Below are 17634 nucleotides of genomic sequence, written 5' to 3'. Positions count from 1 at the left end.
TTTTGCCGCTGGTCAACAAAAAAAGGGGGAAAGGGCCTCTGGGCTGATTTTTCATGGATCGGGGAAATGGCGTCCGGGCGTTTGTTTGGGATCTTCTCTTGCCATTTGTTCGCAAATTCTATATTAGCAAAATCAAATATTAACCGTAATATTTCATTTCTACTACATAACTGAGATCGTAAGCAGGGGGAAGGTTTTATGGGAGGGTTGTTCGGCTGCTGTTCAAAAGATGAATGCGTAAGCGAAGTGTTTTACGGAACGGATTATCATTCCCACTTGGGGACGCGACGGGGCGGTATGGCTTTTATGGACGGCGCGGACGTGCACCGCTCCATTCACAATATTGAAAGCGATTACTTCCGCTCCAAGTTTGAGCCGAATCTGGACAAGTTCTCCGGAAACAAAGGCATTGGAGTGATTTCGGACAACGATCCCCAGCCTCTGGTAGTCAATTCCCATTTGGGCCCTTTCGCCATCGTCACCGTAGGCCGCGTTGTCAACATGGAGCAGTTGATTGAGCAGGCCTTTGCCTCGCGCAATTTTTTCACGGAGTCAAAGATCGGCGGCGCCAGCCCCACGGAATTGGTGGCCATGCTGATCTGTCAGGAAGACAGTTTTGAGGCGGGAATCCGGAACGTCCAGGCCTCCGTGCAAGGCTCTTGCTCCATCCTGCTTCTGACGCCCCAGGGATTGTGGGCGGCCAGGGACAAGCTGGGGCGCACGCCCCTGGTAATCGGAAAGAAAGCCGGCGCCTATGCAGTGGCCTCGGAAAGCAGCTCCTTTCCGAACCTGGGCTTTGAGCTGGATTATTTCATAGGGCCTGGAGAGGCCGTGTTTATCGACCCGGAAGGCTGGGAGCAAAAACTGCCGCCCGGGGACAAGATGCAGGTTTGCTCCTTTTTATGGGTGTATTACGGATATCCCGCGTCATCCTATGAAAACATCAACGTAGAGGCCGTGCGATACAAGTGCGGCGCCGCCTTGGCTAAAAACGACGATGTAAGGCCCGATTACGCGGCCGGCATACCCGACTCAGGCATCGGCCACGCCCTGGGCTACGCCAATGAAAAACGCATCCCCTACCAAAGGCCTTTTGTCAAATACACCCCCACATGGCCCCGCTCTTTTATGCCTCAAAATCAGAAGGTCAGGGATCTGGTGGCTCAGATGAAGCTCATCCCGGTCGCCGAACTCATCGAAGGGAAAGCCCCCTTGTTTTGCGACGATTCCGTGGTGCGGGGAACCCAGCTTAAAGGGACCATCCAGGGCATCTTCAAGGCCGGCGCCCGAGAGGTGCATATGCGCCTGGCCTGCCCCTGCCTTATTTTTCCCTGCGATTTTCTCAATTTCTCCACGTCCCAGTCCTCCATGGATCTTATTGGAAGAAGGGCGGTCATGGCCATGGACGGAGGGCTGGACAAGGTCCATGACTACGCCGTCTCCGGCAGGGGAAAAAAGCAGGCCCTCAATGAATGGATCGGCGGGGAGATCGGCCTGAACTCCCTCAAATACCAAAGGCTCGAGGATCTGGTGGAGGCCATCGGCCTGCCTAAATCCCGTCTTTGCACCCATTGCTGGGACGGCTCCAGTTATTTTTAAGAATGCCATTTAAAATTCAAATATACTAACTCAAAGAAAAAGGGAGGCTCGTATGCCCAAACGGGATGACGTAAACAAGGTTCTCATTATCGGATCAGGCCCCATTATCATCGGCCAGGCCTGTGAATTCGACTATTCAGGAACTCAGGCCTGCAAAGCCCTGCGGCAGGTGGGATACGAAATCGTTCTGGTCAATTCCAACCCGGCCACCATCATGACGGACCCGGGAATGGCGGACGCCACCTACATTGAGCCGTTGAACGTGGAAAGCCTGACCCGCATCATAGAAAAAGAGCGTCCGGACGCACTTCTGCCCAACCTGGGCGGGCAGTCGGGCCTGAATCTTTCGTCCGAACTGGCTCAGCAAGGCGTCCTGAAAAAATACGGCGTAAAGATTATCGGCGTGCAGGAAAGCGCCATCAAACGGGGCGAGGACCGGGACGAATTTAAGGCCACCATGAATAAGTTGGGCATTGAAATGCCCAAGAACACCGTGGTCACCACCGTGGAGGACGCGCAAAAGGCGGCCGCCGAGTTGGGCTTTCCCGTGGTGGTCCGGCCCGCCTACACCATGGGCGGCACCGGCGGAGGCATGGTTTTTAACCGGGAGGAGCTGGACGTCATCGCCTCCCGCGGGTTGTCCGCCAGCCGGGTGGGCCAGGTGCTCATTGAAGAGTCCGTCCTGGGCTGGGAGGAGTTGGAGCTGGAAGTGGTGCGCGACGCCAAGAATCAGCGCATCACGGTCTGCTTTATTGAAAACGTGGACGCCATGGGCGTGCATACGGGCGACTCCTACTGCACCGCGCCTATGCTCACCATATCCCAGGAGCTCCAGGACCGTTTGCAGAAATACTCCTACGACATCGTGGAGGCCATCGAGGTCATCGGCGGAACCAACGTGCAGTTCGCCCACGATCCCGAAACCGGCCGGGTGGTGGTCATTGAAATCAACCCCCGGACCTCCCGCAGTTCGGCCCTGGCATCCAAGGCCACGGGCTTCCCCATCGCCTATGTTTCAAGCCTCCTGGCCGCCGGCCTGACCTTGGACGAGATTCCCTACTGGCGCGACGGAACTTTGGAAAAATACACGCCTTCCGGGGATTACGTGGTGGTGAAATTCGCCCGCTGGGGCTTTGAAAAATTTCCCGACGCCCAGGATCAGCTGGGCACCCAGATGCGGGCCGTAGGCGAGGTCATGTCCATCGGAAAAAATTACAAGGAGGCCCTGCTAAAGGCGATCCGCTCCCTGGAAACCGGGCGCTACGGCCTGGGGTTCGCCAAGGGTTTCCACGACGCCTCCCTGGAAAAGCTCATGGATATGCTGGCTCAGCCCACGTCGGAGCGTCAGTTCATCATGTACGAGGCTTTGCGCAAAGGCGCTTCCGTGGAGGATCTGCATAAAAAGACCTTTATCAAGGCCTGGTTTATCGAGCAGATGAAGGAACTGGTGGATCTGGAGGAGGAAATTCTCAAGTACAAAGGCCAGAGCCTGCCGGACGAACTGTTTTTGCAGGCCAAGAAAGACGGCTTTGCAGACAGGTACCTGGCCCAGTTGCTTGGGCTTGACGAGGCGGCAATCCGCGAAAAACGGCTTGGGCTGGGTTTGGCCGAAGCCTGGGAGCCGGTGCCCGTCTCGGGCGTGGAAGACGCGGCCTATTATTTTTCCACCTACAACGCCCCGGACAAGGTGGACTCGGCGCCCGGCCGGAAAATCATGGTCCTGGGCGGCGGCCCAAACCGCATCGGCCAGGGCATCGAGTTCGACTATTGCTGCGTCCATGCGGCCTTTGCATTGCGGGACGAAGGCCTGTCGTCCATCATGGTCAACTGCAATCCGGAAACCGTTTCCACGGATTACGATACGGCCGACCGCCTGTATTTCGAGCCTTTGACCTTGGAAGACGTGCTGTCCATTTACGAGAAGGAAAAACCCGAAGGCCTTATCGTTCAATTCGGAGGCCAAACTCCGTTGAATATCGCCGGAGAGCTGGCAAAGGCGGGCGTTCCCATTTTGGGGACCCAGCCGGAATCCATTGACCTTGCCGAAGACAGGGACCGCTTCGCCTCCATGATGGCCGAGTTGAACATACCCATGCCCGAGGCCGGCATGGCGAGCAACCTGGACGATGCACTTCAGGTCGCCGCGAAAATCGGCTATCCCCTCATGGTTCGGCCTTCCTATGTATTGGGCGGCCGCGGCATGGAAGTGGTGCACGATGAGGAAATGCTCAAACACTACGTCGGCAAGGCCGTGGGCGTCACACCCGAACGGCCTATCCTCATTGACAAGTTCCTGCCCCACGCCATCGAGGCGGAGGCGGACGCTCTGTCCGACGGCGTGGACGTTTTCGTGCCGGCCGTCATGGAGCATATCGAGCTGGCCGGCATACATTCCGGCGATTCGGCTTGCGTAATTCCTCCCATCAGCATTCCGGCCAAGCATTTGGAGACCATCAAGGAGTACACAAAAAAGATCGCCAAGGCTCTGAATGTGGTGGGGCTCATGAACATCCAATACGCCATTTGCGAGGACAGGGTTTACGTCCTGGAGGCCAATCCCAGGGCTTCGCGGACCGTGCCCATCGTCTCCAAGGTGTGCAACGTCTCCATGGCCAGGCTGGCCACCCGCCTTATGCTGGGGCAAAAGATTTCGGACCTGAATCTGACGGAAAAGACCGTGCCCCATTTTGGGGTTAAGGAGTCGGTCTTTCCTTTTAACATGTTTCCGGAGGTGGATCCGGTCCTGGGGCCGGAAATGCGTTCCACAGGCGAGGTGCTGGGCATCGCCGATTCTTTTGGCAGGGCCTTTTACAAAGCCCAGGAATCTACGGGAACGGCCCTTCCAACGTCGGGAAACGTCCTTTTAACCGTCACGGACGATAACAAATCCGAAGCTCTTGAAGCTGCAAAAAGGCTGAAAAGCATGGGATTCGGCATTTGGGCCACCAAAGGCACGTGCAGTTATTTTCAGGAAAACGGCCTGGAAGCCAAGCTGATCAACAAAATGCACGAGGGGCGGCCCAATATCGCAGACGCCATAAAGAACGGCGAAATCCAGTTAGTGATCAACACCCCGAGCAACCGGCTGAGCCAGTACGACGATTCCTATATTCGAAAGACCGCCATTAAATTCAAGACGCCGTACATCACCACCACGGCGGCGGCCATCGCAGCGGTCAGGGGCATTGCGGCCCACATTGAGGATCAAGCGGAGGTCAAGCCTCTCCAGCAATACCACCAGGATATTAGCTGATCTTTTGCATAAACGAGGGAAGGGGGGACTTCCCGCCCTTCCCTCGTTGTAAATTTCCCCTTGGCCGTTACTCGTCTTCGTACATTTTGACGTTTGGATAGAATTTTTTCGCGCATTCCGGGCAAACGCCGTGGCTCAGTTCGATGTCGGAATGCTCCAAAAGATAGGCCTCCAGGCGATTCCAGTATCCCTGGTCGTCCCGGATGCTCTTGCAGTGCGAGCAGATGGGCAAAAAGCCCCGGAGGGTTTTCACTTCGGAAAGGGCCTGCTGCAACTCCGCGATCAACTTGTCCCTTTCCGCCTCGGCTATTTTTCTTCTTTCAATTTCCTGCTGGGCCGCGCCCAACTCCACCTCGATTTCCGCAACCTGTTTAAGAATGGCCAGGACCGGCCGGTTTTCAATGGCCAGGCCTTTTTTTTGGTTTTGCCAATACAGGTATCCGTATAAAAACGGCAGGGCGAACAGGGAAATAATGAACCTGCTGATTAACGTGCCTTCAAGGATTCCGCGGTAATGGGGCGTTCCGGCAAAGGCGCCTGTGGAAAACAGGATGACGTCCAGCCACATGACAGCCAGCAGGGTGGCGTACGCCCGGAGCCAGAGTTTCAGCCCCAATCCGGGGCGTCCAAGATACTCCCAGGCAATGCCCAAGAAAATCAGGTCAATCAAGGTGGTTATGACCGAGGCCGTGTTTATCCTTAAACTGGGCAGGGGAATATAGGCCAGGTTGGGCTTGCCGATCAAAGCCATTTGGATGTGCAAGGCCACGGCGATCATCGGGACCAGGATGGAAACCCCGGCCACCGTGGAAATGGCTATGCGCGTAGCGCGGGGGCCGTCAAAAACGTAGACGACAAAAACTCCCAACAGCAACGAGGTATAAAACACCGTGGACCCAATAACAAAGGTGACTCCTCCAAACTGAACGCTCAGCCCCGCGTCCGTAACCCAGGACATGATTGCGGTTATCCCTCCGATGATAGCGTAAAAATGCACCGGTCCGAATCGGTGGCGCAGGGAGTGCGCCCATAGAACCAGAAAATACACCGCCATGGCTTCCGCAATTAATATAAGCACTTCGTTTCCCATTAATCTCTGCTTTCTTCTAAAAACCAACGGCCAAGTATCTTTTTATTGCAATGACTATGCCGAATAGCAAGCCGTCGAAAGGGCGCCTTTTTTGCTTCGTTGCTTGCTTTTCAAAACCTCCTTGTTATTTAATCGATAATGATTATTATTTATATACCCTGGCCGGGATTTTAACCTTTATGCGCCCTGTCTGTTCCTAGACAGGGTAAAGGGCGGGGAGGAAAATTCCATGAAAAACGAATTGCAGGAAGTCATCAAGAGCATAGGCAAGGAGTATGAGTCCGCTATCAGCCAGGATTCCACCTATTTGCTGGAAGTGGATTTGGCAAGCAAAGCCGAAAAACTGGGCTACGGCGCAATCCGGGATAAATACCGGGGGGCGACAGCCTTTGCGCCCCTGAAAGACTCGGCGCCGGGCATGAAAGTCATGTTTGACGGGCGGGGATTCTCGCGCCACGCTCAGTTCGATTCCGGGATGATCGTCCCGGAGCATATCGCCAAGGAAGCGGGCTTGCCGCACAAGGCGTATATTCCCCACGAAAGCATGATTCGCATAATCGGATAGTTCCCATTGGTTTTAAGGGAACGAGACATTTTAAATGGGCGCGGCGGCCTTGGGCTTCCCGCCCATTTTTTTGTAAGCCAAAAAGGGGATCGCCCATCCCCGAAAACGGGGATGGGCGTCCTGGATGGAGAGAGGAGATCAGACTTTTCGCTGTTGGGGGCAGGGTTTGGGGGCCCTGAGCGAAAAGTTCATGCTTCGGCCATGTAAAACAACGGCAGGTCAAAATTGTTGACGAAAGAGGGGGGGGCGTTCTTTCGTTTTTTGCCTGTTATGTTCCTTACGGCCTTGTATCTAGTCCTGCTGACAATGCAAGAACCAATACCGCCCGGCTAACTGCGGGCCGGGCCTTTTGCGCGCCGATTGAAATTGGCGTTTTTCGCGGGTGCGCAAAATTTTTATTCTGCAAACGCTTTATTCCGGCCTCGATATAGTTTGCAAGCAGCTTGATTATGGTCTTGCAGATAGTTGAGGCCGTGCGCTGCCGAGTTTCCAAAAGCATAAGGAAGCGCCGGGCTTGAACCCGCGTTTACTGACAACGCCCCGTGGCTTTGGGGGGGTGGAAAACGCAGGGACAAAGCGAAACGCCGGTTAAAGCCCGGATGCTTCTTTATGTTCAAGTGTATAGCGGAGGAGGCGATGCGACCAGCCCGGAGCCTGTACTGCAATGATCCCAGCATCATACTGACTCCGGCGCCCAAGTCCACGACCTTGCAAAGCCCGCAAGACCCGCTCTCGCAGTCAGACGCCAGGGCGACTCCGGCATCAACCAGAAATTCATGCAAACCGGCGCCGTAAAAGGCGTAGGCTCGCAACCCCATGGGCTGGATTTCTATTTGGCATTCGGAGGCTATTTGGTTCATGACTCTGTCGGACCTGTCCGTTTTAAAATTATTCATAGGCCGGCTTTTTTCAGGATTCCCAAAAAAAGGCCGGCCGTTTTCACCTGCATATTAAAAATTCCGGACTCCCCTTTTTCCGGCGAGATCTTGGCGGAAGAGGGCCTGAAAGGCCTCACGCCGGAAAAAGGGAGCCGGTGGTTTTGCATGTGCGGCAGGTTGGTTAAGTAGGACGTACGCTTAGGGGATACACGACGTTTTATTTTCGGAACCATCCGGTTGCAGCTTGGAGGACGGCATGGCATTTGGTTTCCGCCGCAATGCAAAATTGGCGTCTTCTTTTTAAAGAGCTTGGGCAGCGCGTATTGGCTGCATCTTGTTCAGATGGAGCGACGGTTGTTTCATGGTTTTAAAACCTGTCGGCTTTTCCATCCTGGCTGAGAGCCCTGGAAGGGCCTTTCGGCTTCTTCCTTGTCCAAAGCGGTCTAAATATATAGTTCTATAGGGAAGTTTGTCAAAGAAAAAATTTCGCCGCCTCAATTTTTTTTGTTTCTATTGCTATATCAAATGGTTAAATTTAGATAATCTCGGCGTTGAAAGGCGAAATCGAGGGTTTTTAAACCGGATTTTTCATTTTCGGAGATCCAAAAGAATAAAAATCATGCCTTCACGGCGTCCTGGCAAAACCGAACCCCGGCCATGGCGTCCTGGGTCCAAAAATCCGCCCCCACCATGTCGGCGAAAATTTGGTCCGCGATGCCGCCTCCTATTATAAAGAGGGGTACGGAGGCGCCTTGCGGGACTTCGGATCGAATCAGAGCGATGGTTTCCTTCATGGCGTCGATCACGCTGGTCAACAGGGCGGAAATTCCGACGATTTGCGGTTTATGTTCAATAAAACTTTCCAGGAAGGTCTGGGGCGCAACGTCCACGCCCAAATCAATGATGTGGAACCCGTAGCATTGGAGCAGGGTGATGAACAGGTCTTTGCCCAGGTCGTGGATGTCGCCCTGGGCCGTGCCGATCAGCACGGTCACGGCGCTTTTTCCCGAATGGATTTCCCGGATGTGCGGGGCCGTGAGGTTGACCACGTCCTTGAGTATCTCGGCGGCGATGATGAGTCCCGAGATGAAGTACTCCTTTTTTTCGTATAAAAGGCCCACGCCCTCCATGCCCCTTTGGCATTCATTGAGAATCTCCATGGGATCGTCCCCTCGCTCCAGACGGGCGAGCACTTGATCGTGGACCTCTTTCTCTTTCAGGGCGGTGACCAGTTCGGGAAGGGGCTGGCTAAAAATGTTGTTCGGCATGGTTTGGACCTCGTTGAGAATCGTTGCTGCGCCGGGCTGTTCCGGCCTTTGGGGCGGGCGCTCGTCCTTTGCTGTTACCACGGCCCTACGGCCGCCCTGAACAGGACGCGTTCGCTATGACAGACAAACCAACCCCAGCTTACGGGCTGGTCTGCAAAATCAAAAAATAAATGCTCCAGGCGGATGGCCGGCGACCCCATGGGCAACCTAAACCATCCGGCTTCCTGATCGCTGAGCTGGGTTGCGTTGATGGCGACCTGGCCTTTTTTCAAGCCGCTTTGATTCAAGCCGGTGAACAGCCCTTTTAAAGAGGTGACCTCCATTTCATCCTCCACAATGGGCCTTTTGGGGTCGCACACCAGCTGCTCCTGATGATACAAAACAGGGTCTTTATCCAGATAGATCAGCCTGCGGATGTAAATAATCCTGTCTCCGGGATCGATGGCCAGATGAGCCGCCGCTTCCGATGAGGCTTTCACGGCGTTTAACTCCAGCAAGCGCACGCTGGCTCCGTCCTCTTTCAGGATGTCCACAAACTCCGTCAGGGAGAAATTAACCGAGCTTAAGGCGATGGGCTTAACAAAGGTGCCCTTGCCCTGGGTCGTATCCACCATGCCCTGGTCAATGAGCAGGTTGATGGACCTGCGGACGGTCATGGGGCTGATGTTGTACTTTTTACAAAGCTGCGCCTCTGAGGGCAGGCGGCTTCCCGGAGGAAACTGGCCCGAGGCTATCTGGCTTTTTAAAAGATTCATCAGTTGAACGTAGGCGGGTTCGTATGAATTTCTGTCTATGCTGCCTTTTAGGTCAAAGGCTTCTTTGCGTTGGTTCCTTGGCATAATGGTTGCCTATATAACATCATAAGATTCCTTGTCCATGGAAAAGTATGGAAATGAAATTCCGCCGCCGATAAAGGTTGTCAATTGTGTTTTCTAATATTATTAGGTAATTGTATTTTATGATGAATTGCGTTAACGCAGACTTGGTTAGCTTAAACCAATATCCTGCGTACTCCCGCAAGGGCGACAGGAGATAAAAAAGCCGGGCTCGGCGCCAAAAAGGAGCGCCGCAAGCCCGGCCTATTAATCCGCTTATACAAACTGGTCTATCCGGAATGGGCCTTGCGATAGTCCGCCAAGTGCCCTTTGACTTCTTCCAGGACCTCTTCGGGGTATTCCTCGCCGGCCAGTTCGTCCCAGATGGCTGTCGCCCTCTCCCGGACGATGGCGAAGTCTTCTTCCGTCATCTTGGTTTCCTTCAGGCCGTATTTGATCAGGGCCGCCAGGGATTTTTCATTGTCCTTGCGAACGGCTTCGCAATACTTTTTCTCCACATCGGGACGGCGTTTGAAAAATTCCTCTTTATACTCGTCGGGCAGGTCCTCCCACACGTCCATGGACAGGAGGATCAGCGACGGGGAGTAACGCACCTTAATGGGATTCACATAAGGAATCTTGGCGTATAATTGGCTGCCCACCACAAAGGCGGCGGGGGCGATGGCGGCGTCCACGATGCCCTGACGCACGGATGTGGCGGCTTCCGGGACGTTCACCTTGACCGGATAGGCGCCCAGGTTGGTCAGCAGAGCTTCTTCAACCGGACCGTACCAGGTGATGAACTTGGCTGCGCGGAAGTCGTCCAAGTTGGCCAGAGGGGACTTGGTGGAATACATCTGATCGAAATCCTGGTCGTTCCAGGCCAGGGCCATGTATCCGTCGTCTGCGAGCAGTTGATCGAACTGGGCGCGCATTTTTTCCTTAATATAGTCCACTTCCTCCCAGGACCGGAACAAAAAGGGCAGTTCCACAACGGACATGGGCTTGCAGGCCAGGGTTACGCCCTGACCGGACAGGCCGACCCCGTCCAACTGGCCGATGCGCAATTTTTTGATGATGTCTTCATCATCGCCCATGACGCCGCCCCAATATATCTTGATTTTGATGGAGCCGTCGGTCACCTCTTCCACGGCTGGCAGCACATGGATTTTGATTTGTTTCGCCCAACCCACTCCGTCGGGCGCCAGGGTGGCGAACTTCCAATAAGTCTGTTGCTCCTCAGCATTCGCCCCGGGGACGAACGCCGCCGCAATCAAGGCCGAAAACACGCACAATAAAACAGCTTTCTTCAACATACTCTTAGACCCCTCCTTCCAGTGCTGTCCTTTACCGGACGTTGATAAATCGTCCTTTTCGTACCCGCTGCTGCAAGAATTGTCAATAAAAAACCATGCTTTGCTTTACACAGATAGCAAGGTGTGAGAGAATGGTTTCCGTAATTTTAATCTTTGGTTTTTCCATGGCTTGACTTTTTGGCCATTTGAAATTAAGCATTAAGAATTGTTAAGCTAATTAGCCCCGCGGCGGGCGCCGGCCATAGAGGCGGCCCCCTGCCTTGAAAGAACGGCGCTGGCTTATGAACGGGGCGAAATTCCTTGCGCAAGATGATTTTCCAGGAGGCGATATGAACAAGCTGGAACTGGTGTCCACGTTGAAAAACAGGGCTGGCATATCCAAAACCGATGCCGCCAAAATCGTTCAGATATTCTTTGATTCCATGGCTGACGCTCTCGCAGAAGGCGAGCGGGTGGAAATCCGGGGGCTTTGCAGCTTTTTCGTCAAAGAGTACAAAAGCTACACCGGTCGGAACCCCAAGACTGGAGAGCCCGTAAAGATAAGTCCCAAAAAGCTCCCGTTCTTCAAGTGCGGCAAAGAACTCAAAGAGCGGGTGGATTATTGATCAGAAGCATTTAGGCAGCGCCCTGCAAATGGATCCGGTTCGGCATCAAAAACGGGCTTTGGGTTTTTTGTCGGGAATCCTGGCAAAGAACAATGTCGCCCATGCCCTGGTTTTTACCGGCGACGCGGGACTGGGCAAAAGGCAGGCGGCTGTGCACTTTGCCATGGCGCGCAATTGCGAGGGAACTCCCGACCCGGAAAGCGCCATGTTTGGAAGCCAGGGGCCCTGCGGGGTCTGCGGCTCCTGCCGCAAGATTCTTTCCGGCAATCATCCGGACGTTCTTTTTGTTGAAAAACGAGGCGCGTCTATAAAAATCGAACAAATCCGGGATCTTCTATCCGTTTTGGCCATGCGGCCTTCCGAGGGGAAGACCCGGGTTGTTTTGATTTCGGGCGCCGGCGACATGACCGCTTCGTCCTCCAACGCCCTGCTAAAAGCCTTGGAGGAGCCGTCGGACACCACTTGCTTTGTTCTGCTGGCCGGGCAAAAATCGGAGTTGCTCCCCACCGTGGTTTCCAGGTGTCAGGAAATCCGCTTCTCTCCTTTGCCGGTTTCCTTTCTTATTGAAAGCCTGGAAAATGACGGAGTCGACCCGGATCTGGCCCATGCCTGCGCTTTTATAGCCTCGGGCAGTCTGGATAAAGCCCGGGCTCTGGCCTCGGACCAGGGGCTGGCCCGCAGGAATTGGCTTGTCAATCAGCTTTGCGCCCTGGAGGACCAGGGCATGGGACAGGCCTTGCTTTTGGCGGAGTTTCTGGCCAAGGACAAAAACGCCGCCCAGGAAGACTTGAATTGGATTCGCACCTGGCTGCGGGACCTTTTGGTCAGCCGGTACGCGCCTCAGCGGGTGATTAACAGGGATCTCATGGGCCTGGTGAACAGCCGGAGCGCTAAAACCGCCCCGGAAGTTCTGCTGGAAAAGCTCCAGGCCGTCGCGGATTGTGAAAATGATCTGACAAGAAACGTAAACACCAGGCTTTCCATGGAAAACCTGTGCATGCGTTTGTCGTCAGGAGGATAGATGGGTAAGGTAGTCGGGATTAGATTCAAACCCCAGGGTAAAACCTATGATTTTGACCCTGGCGTATACGTCCTAGCCAAGGGCGACAAAGTGGTGGTGGAGACCGAGCAGGGTCTGGGCTTCGGAACCGTGGCGACAACAGCCCGCCAGGTTTCGGAGGAAATGCTCAAGCTGCCCTTAAAGAAAATTCACCGGATCGCCACTCAGGAGGACCTGGACCAGTACGAGTCCGTTCTTTTGCTGGAAAAGGACGCCTTTGATTATTGCGAAAAGGCCATCGGCGAGCTTAAATTGGAAATGAACCTCTTTTCCGTGGACGCCTCCTTTGATTCCTCCAAGCTGACTTTCTTTTTTACGGCTGATGGGCGTGTGGATTTCAGGGAATTGGTCAAGACGCTTGTGCGCCATTTTAGGGTGCGCATTGAACTGCGTCAGATCGGGGTTCGGCATCAGGCTAAAATGTGCGGAGGATTGGGCCGATGCGGCAGGGAAACCTGCTGCACCTCGTTTATGAGCGGCTTTGTTCCAGTTTCCGTCAAAATGGCCAAGGTCCAGAACCTGTCCCTCAATCCCACAAAGATTTCCGGATTGTGCGGGCGGCTCATGTGCTGTCTGACCTTTGAGCACGAAATCTATAAAGAGCTCAAGGACGGCTTTCCCAAACTGGGCAAAAGGGTCAATACGCCTTCCGGCAAAGGCAAGGTGATTCGCCATAATCTGTTGAAAGGGCTGGTGTCCGTGCGCCTGGAAGAGGGGGCCGAAATCGAACTGCCCGCCGATCATTGCGCTCCGCCTGACGAGCCTGCCCCCAAAATCGCCGCTCCCGCGCCTGAGGAAAATGATCAAAGGCCGTCCATGGCCGAAGATGCTCAGGCGGACCAAAGGCCGGACAGGCCTGAAAAGAAAAGAAGGCCTCGGAGAAAGAAAAAGCCCAGGCAGACCAAAGGAAATCAGGACCAGGATCAGTCTAAAGAGGACAAACCGAAGCAAAAGCAGGGAAATCCCAATCAAAAGCAAGGCAAAGGGAAGCCCCGGCGTCCAAGAAATAAAAAACGAAACAGGCAAAACCCGGACAAAAAGAATACGGCGAATGCTGACCAGCCGGCCCCGAAAAATAACACCGGAGGCGATTCTTAAACCGGCGCCTTTAGAAATATAGCAAAAAAATAAGGAGGAAGCATCATGGCTTCACCATTTTACATAACCACTCCTATTTACTATGTAAACGCCCGTCCCCACCTGGGGCACGCTTATACCACCATTGTGGCTGATACAGCCAAACGCTACCATCAACTCCGGGGTCAGGACGCCTACTTTCTCACGGGCACCGACGAGCACGGCGACAAGGTGGTGGAAGCGGCGGAAAAGGAAAATAAGGAAGTCCGGGATTACGTGGACATGATTTCCGGCCTGTTCCGCAATCTGTGGCCTGAACTCTTGATCAGCAACGACCAGTTCATCCGTACAACGGACGCGGACCACATCAAGGTCGTCCAGGAAGTGCTCCAGAAAATATACGACAACGGAGACATTTATTTTTCCGAGTACGAAGGCCTGTACTGCTTTGGTTGCGAACGCTTCTACCTGGAACGGGAGTTGGTGGACGGAAAATGCCCGGACCACGAAGTTGAGCCCAAGAAAATCAAGGAATCCAACTATTTCTTCAGGATGAGCAAGTATCAGGACTGGCTCATAGACCATATCAAGAAGAATCCCGGATTCATCAGGCCCCAGCGCTACGCCAACGAGGTGCTTTCCTTTCTTAAAGAGCCCCTGGAAGACCTGTGCATCTCCCGGCCCAAGACGCGCCTGACCTGGGGCATCGACCTGCCGTTCGACGAAAACTACGTCACCTACGTCTGGTTCGACGCCTTGCTGAACTACGCTTCGGCCTTGGGATATCCCGAGGGGGAGAAGTTCCAAAAATACTGGCCCGGCGTGCAGCACGTGGTGGCCAAGGACATCCTGAAGCCACACGGCATATATTGGCCCACCATGATGAAGGCGGCCGGCATTCCCGTGTATAATCACCTGAACGTCCACGGCTACTGGAACGTGGCGGACAGCAAAATGTCCAAAAGCCTGGGCAACGTGGTGGAGCCCCTGGAACTGTCCAAGAAATACGGCATCGAGCAGTTTCGGTATTTCCTCATGCGGGAAATGACCTTTGGCCTGGATTCCAGCTTTTCGGAAGAGGCTTTGATAGGACGCATTAACTCGGACCTGGCCAATGACCTGGGCAACCTGTTCTCCCGGGTGATTTCCATGGCCCACAAGTTCTGCAAAGGAACAGTCCCGGAAAATCATCCGGACCTGGCTTTCGACTCCGACTGGAAGCTGTCGGACGCCGCCATGGAGGCGGTGGAAGCCTACGACCTCGCCATGGATGAGTTCCAGTTCCATAAAGGCTTGGCCGCCGTGTGGGAATTCATCAGCCGGATGAACAAGTATGTGGACTTTACTTCTCCGTGGGTCCTTGCCAAGGATAAAGCCGCCGCCGCCCAATTGGAAGCGGTGATGTACAACCTGCTGGAAGGACTTCGCCTGGTTGCCGGTATGGTCTGGCCGGTGCTGCCCAACGCCGCGGAAAAAATGGTGGGGCATTTGGGATTGGACAAGGACGCGTTCCTCAAGGACTCCGCAGCCCTGGGGGAATGGGGCGTGCTGAAGCCGGGAACTCAATTGCAAAAGGCCGTGACCCTCTTCCCCAGGATTGACGTGAAAAAAATGGAAGAAAAGGCGCCCGAGAAAAAACAAAAAGCTCCCAAAACTCCTGAGCTAAAACCGGAGATTGATATCGAGGACTTCGGCAAGGTGGACCTGCGCGTGGGAACCGTCATCGAAGCGCAAGCCGTGCCCAAGGCCAATAAGCTCCTGCAACTCACCGTGGATTTGGGCGAACCCGAACCCCGCACCGTGGTCGCCGGCATTGCAAAGGCCTTTGAGCCCGGAGACCTGGTGGGCCAGCAGGTGATAGTGGTCGCCAACCTCAAACCCGCAAAGCTCATGGGAATCACTTCCCAGGGCATGGTGGTGGCGGCGGTCAATAAGAAAGGAGTCATCGGCCTTTCGACAGTTAACACGCCTGTTCCTCCCGGAACCACCCTGCGTTAGACATGGCCGTAGAAAAGCCTGAAATAGAAGCCAAAGGGATGTCCTGGAGGGAATACCAGGAAGCCCTCAAGCGCAAGCGGGAAGCCAGAAAAAGGAGTTGGTTCGTCTTCAAGTGGGCGTCCATGTTCGTTCTGGCCCTGGTGCTCGCCATAGGCATTGCATTCGGCGTGACGGAGTTTTATCCCCGTTTTGTCACGGAAAAAAAGGAACAAGCTCCCGCCATTGAAATGCTCTCCAAGGCCCAAATCAGGAATCTCATGCATGGGCAAAGGCTTTGGGACGTCGCCGAAGAGCCCCCACAGGTCGCTTTGGAGGGAAAAACCTACGAGCTTACTTCCACCCTGGACCTGGAGTTCCAACGCCATATGCTGGCGGAACTGAAGCCGGAATACGCCAGGGCCATCGCTTTTGTGGCCATGGAGCCCCAAACCGGCAAGGTTCTCACCATGGTCGGATACCACAAGGACCCAAAGGCGGGAAACCCCTGCACCCAGGTTCTCTTTCCCGCGGCCAGCGTTTACAAAATGGTGACTGCCGCGGCCGCCATGGATGACAAGAATTTCACCCCCCAGACCCCGGTCCGTTACAACGGAAAAAAACACACCTTATACAAATCCCAACTCAAGGATGTCGATAACAAGTACACCCGGCACATCGACCTGGAAGAGGCCTTTTCCGACTCCATCAACCCGGTTTTCGGAAAGATCGGCGTTCTTTTGGGGCCGGAAGCCCTGACAGCCAAGTCCAAAGCCATGGGCTTTGAACAGGATTTGGGCGTGGAATGCGACTTCAATCCAAGCCAGTTGGGCAAGCCCGAAGACAAATACCGGACTGCGGAAATCGCCTCCGGCTTCAACCGCGAAACCCTCATTTCCGCCATGCACGGCGCCGCCATGGCCTCGGCCGTGCTCAATAACGGCGTCATGCCCCAGCCGTACATCATCGCCTCGGCGGAAAACCAGGAAAATCAAGTCGTCTATGAAGGCGGCCTGACTCCGATGGGCCAGGCCATGAGCGAAACCTCCAGCCTGGGCCTGCAAAAAATGATGGTGGACGCCGCCTGCCATGGAACCGGACGCGGCTGCTTCAGCAGACGACAGCGCGGCAAGGCTCTTCGAGAAATCGTGGTGGGCGGAAAAACCGGCTCCATCAATAACGATACGGATTACGACATTCGCTACGATTGGTTTGTAGGCTTCGCCCATGACAAGGAAAATCAAAAGCAGCTCGCCTTTGCGGCCATCGTCGCCCACGAAGATTATATCGGCAAAAAAGCCGGGGATTACTGCAAGGACGCCATCGAATATTATTTTGATTAATCCAGTTTCATTGTCTCAAAAATCCAACAGGACTTTCAGAGTTTACGCAAATTGAATTTGGTATTTGTTGATGAAATCAATGCCTTGCCTATCCTCGTCATGTAGCGCCTATCCTTGCTCTTCGGCTTAACCGGTTCAACCTATTAATTTTTCATTAAATACGCATTTTTCACCTTGATATGTGGGGCCTTTTGGTGCGCCAGGGAAACCCAGCGGGTGGGAGGCAAGGGCAAGCTCAAGCGGCAAAAATACCTGGGCGCGGCGGGACGCCCTCCTGGCGAAACTGGAGAAGGCGGAGCAATCAGGGCAGCCGATCAAGATGCAAACCCGCTCCTTTGAAGCCTTGTCCACCCCTCATATCCTGGAAAAGGAACTGGAAGCCATCGAGCTTGTGGACCGGTACAAGGTGGAGAACCAGTTTCGGGCCAGCAAGTCTTCCAGTCACGTGCGGGTGAACCCCATCTTTCACTGGACGGACAGCAAGATTCGCTGCCATCTCCTGACCTGCCTGTTGGCGCTCACCTGCCGGAGGCTTTTATTAACTCCGCCGGAGGCTTGCATTTGTTTTTGGCAGTTCGGCCGACAGGCGGGAAATAAATTGACATGGTGCGTCATTTGCATTAGTTTTGTACGCATGTATAATGTTTGCATCGCGGATGCCTGTTTGAGGGGGGGCTTTTTTTATCTAACTATCCAATTTTCCTACAGGTTGCGAGCCCGCCAGGGCGGCGGCCGCCCAACCGGAAAAACCGGCCCAAATTGCTGAAAACGCGGAAAAGCCTGATTTTTTC

The 17634-nt window shown here is 54.3% G+C and carries 14 protein-coding genes; 9 read left to right on the top strand and 5 right to left on the bottom strand.

The features are described from left to right. The first annotated feature begins 198 nt into the window (after positions 1-198). Together G491_RS0106070 and carB are read left to right on the top strand one after the other, a co-directional pair. Positions 199-1599, top strand: coding sequence for an amidophosphoribosyltransferase (locus tag G491_RS0106070; RefSeq protein WP_028313935.1), 1401 nt, complete (start codon positions 199-201; stop codon positions 1597-1599). A gap of 52 nt (positions 1600-1651) precedes the next feature. Then, positions 1652-4852: a carbamoyl-phosphate synthase large subunit gene (carB, locus tag G491_RS0106065; RefSeq protein WP_028313934.1), complete on the top strand. Its 3201-nt coding sequence runs from the start codon at positions 1652-1654 to the stop codon at positions 4850-4852. 67 nt (positions 4853-4919) lie between these two features. Here carB and G491_RS0106060 read toward each other — a convergent pair whose 3' ends face one another. After that, on the bottom strand, positions 4920-5942 hold the full coding sequence (locus G491_RS0106060; protein WP_028313933.1) for a VUT family protein: 1023 nt from the start codon (positions 5940-5942) through the stop codon (positions 4920-4922). A gap of 229 nt (positions 5943-6171) precedes the next feature. Between G491_RS0106060 and G491_RS0106055 the strand changes: the two genes are divergently transcribed. After that, positions 6172-6507: a hypothetical protein gene (locus G491_RS0106055; protein ID WP_012609169.1), complete on the top strand. Its 336-nt coding sequence runs from the start codon at positions 6172-6174 to the stop codon at positions 6505-6507. Between the two features lie 395 nt (positions 6508-6902). Here G491_RS0106055 and G491_RS35335 read toward each other — a convergent pair whose 3' ends face one another. The 4 genes from G491_RS35335 to G491_RS0106030 all read right to left on the bottom strand — a co-directional run bounded on the left by G491_RS35335 (position 6903) and on the right by G491_RS0106030 (position 10784). Beyond that, on the bottom strand, positions 6903-7403 hold the full coding sequence (locus tag G491_RS35335) for a 2Fe-2S iron-sulfur cluster binding domain-containing protein (RefSeq protein ID WP_157468011.1): 501 nt from the start codon (positions 7401-7403) through the stop codon (positions 6903-6905). 599 nt (positions 7404-8002) lie between these two features. After that, positions 8003-8734 carry a cobalamin B12-binding domain-containing protein gene (locus tag G491_RS0106040; protein WP_051327063.1) on the bottom strand — a complete coding sequence of 244 codons (732 nt, stop codon included), beginning with the start codon at positions 8732-8734 and terminating at the stop codon, positions 8003-8005. Then, positions 8728-9492 (bottom strand): GntR family transcriptional regulator, encoded by a 765-nt coding sequence (locus tag G491_RS0106035; RefSeq protein WP_028313929.1) that lies wholly within the window; start codon positions 9490-9492, stop codon positions 8728-8730. The genes G491_RS0106040 and G491_RS0106035 overlap by 7 nt, the downstream gene beginning before the upstream one ends. Before the next feature lie 266 nt (positions 9493-9758). Next, a complete protein-coding gene (locus tag G491_RS0106030) occupies positions 9759-10784 on the bottom strand; it encodes a TRAP transporter substrate-binding protein (RefSeq protein ID WP_028313928.1) in 1026 nt (341 codons plus the stop codon). Positions 10785-11113: 329 nt separating this feature from the next. Between G491_RS0106030 and G491_RS0106025 the strand changes: the two genes are divergently transcribed. The 6 genes from G491_RS0106025 (at position 11114) to G491_RS0106000 (ending at position 17609) form a co-directional block, all read left to right on the top strand. Further along, positions 11114-11389, top strand: a complete 276-nt coding sequence (locus G491_RS0106025) for an HU family DNA-binding protein (protein ID WP_012609173.1) — start codon at positions 11114-11116, stop codon at positions 11387-11389. A gap of 28 nt (positions 11390-11417) precedes the next feature. Further along, positions 11418-12410, top strand: coding sequence for a DNA polymerase III subunit delta' (gene holB, locus G491_RS0106020; RefSeq protein WP_012609174.1), 993 nt, complete (start codon positions 11418-11420; stop codon positions 12408-12410). Next, complete coding sequence (locus tag G491_RS29625) at positions 12411-13547, top strand: PSP1 domain-containing protein (protein WP_084511342.1); 1137 nt, start codon at positions 12411-12413, stop codon at positions 13545-13547. A 45-nt stretch (positions 13548-13592) separates the two neighbouring features. After that, positions 13593-15524: a methionine--tRNA ligase gene (metG, locus tag G491_RS0106010; protein ID WP_028313927.1), complete on the top strand. Its 1932-nt coding sequence runs from the start codon at positions 13593-13595 to the stop codon at positions 15522-15524. A 2-nt stretch (positions 15525-15526) separates the two neighbouring features. Beyond that, a complete protein-coding gene (locus G491_RS0106005; RefSeq protein ID WP_028313926.1) occupies positions 15527-16843 on the top strand; it encodes a penicillin-binding transpeptidase domain-containing protein in 1317 nt (438 codons plus the stop codon). 319 nt (positions 16844-17162) lie between these two features. After that, positions 17163-17609, top strand: coding sequence for a hypothetical protein (locus G491_RS0106000; protein ID WP_028313925.1), 447 nt, complete (start codon positions 17163-17165; stop codon positions 17607-17609). Positions 17610-17634 lie beyond the last annotated feature (25 nt).

The organism is Desulfatibacillum aliphaticivorans DSM 15576, assembly GCF_000429905.1.
Taxonomy (GTDB): domain Bacteria; phylum Desulfobacterota; class Desulfobacteria; order Desulfobacterales; family Desulfatibacillaceae; genus Desulfatibacillum; species Desulfatibacillum aliphaticivorans.
This window is presented reverse-complemented; position numbering and strand designations above follow the sequence as displayed.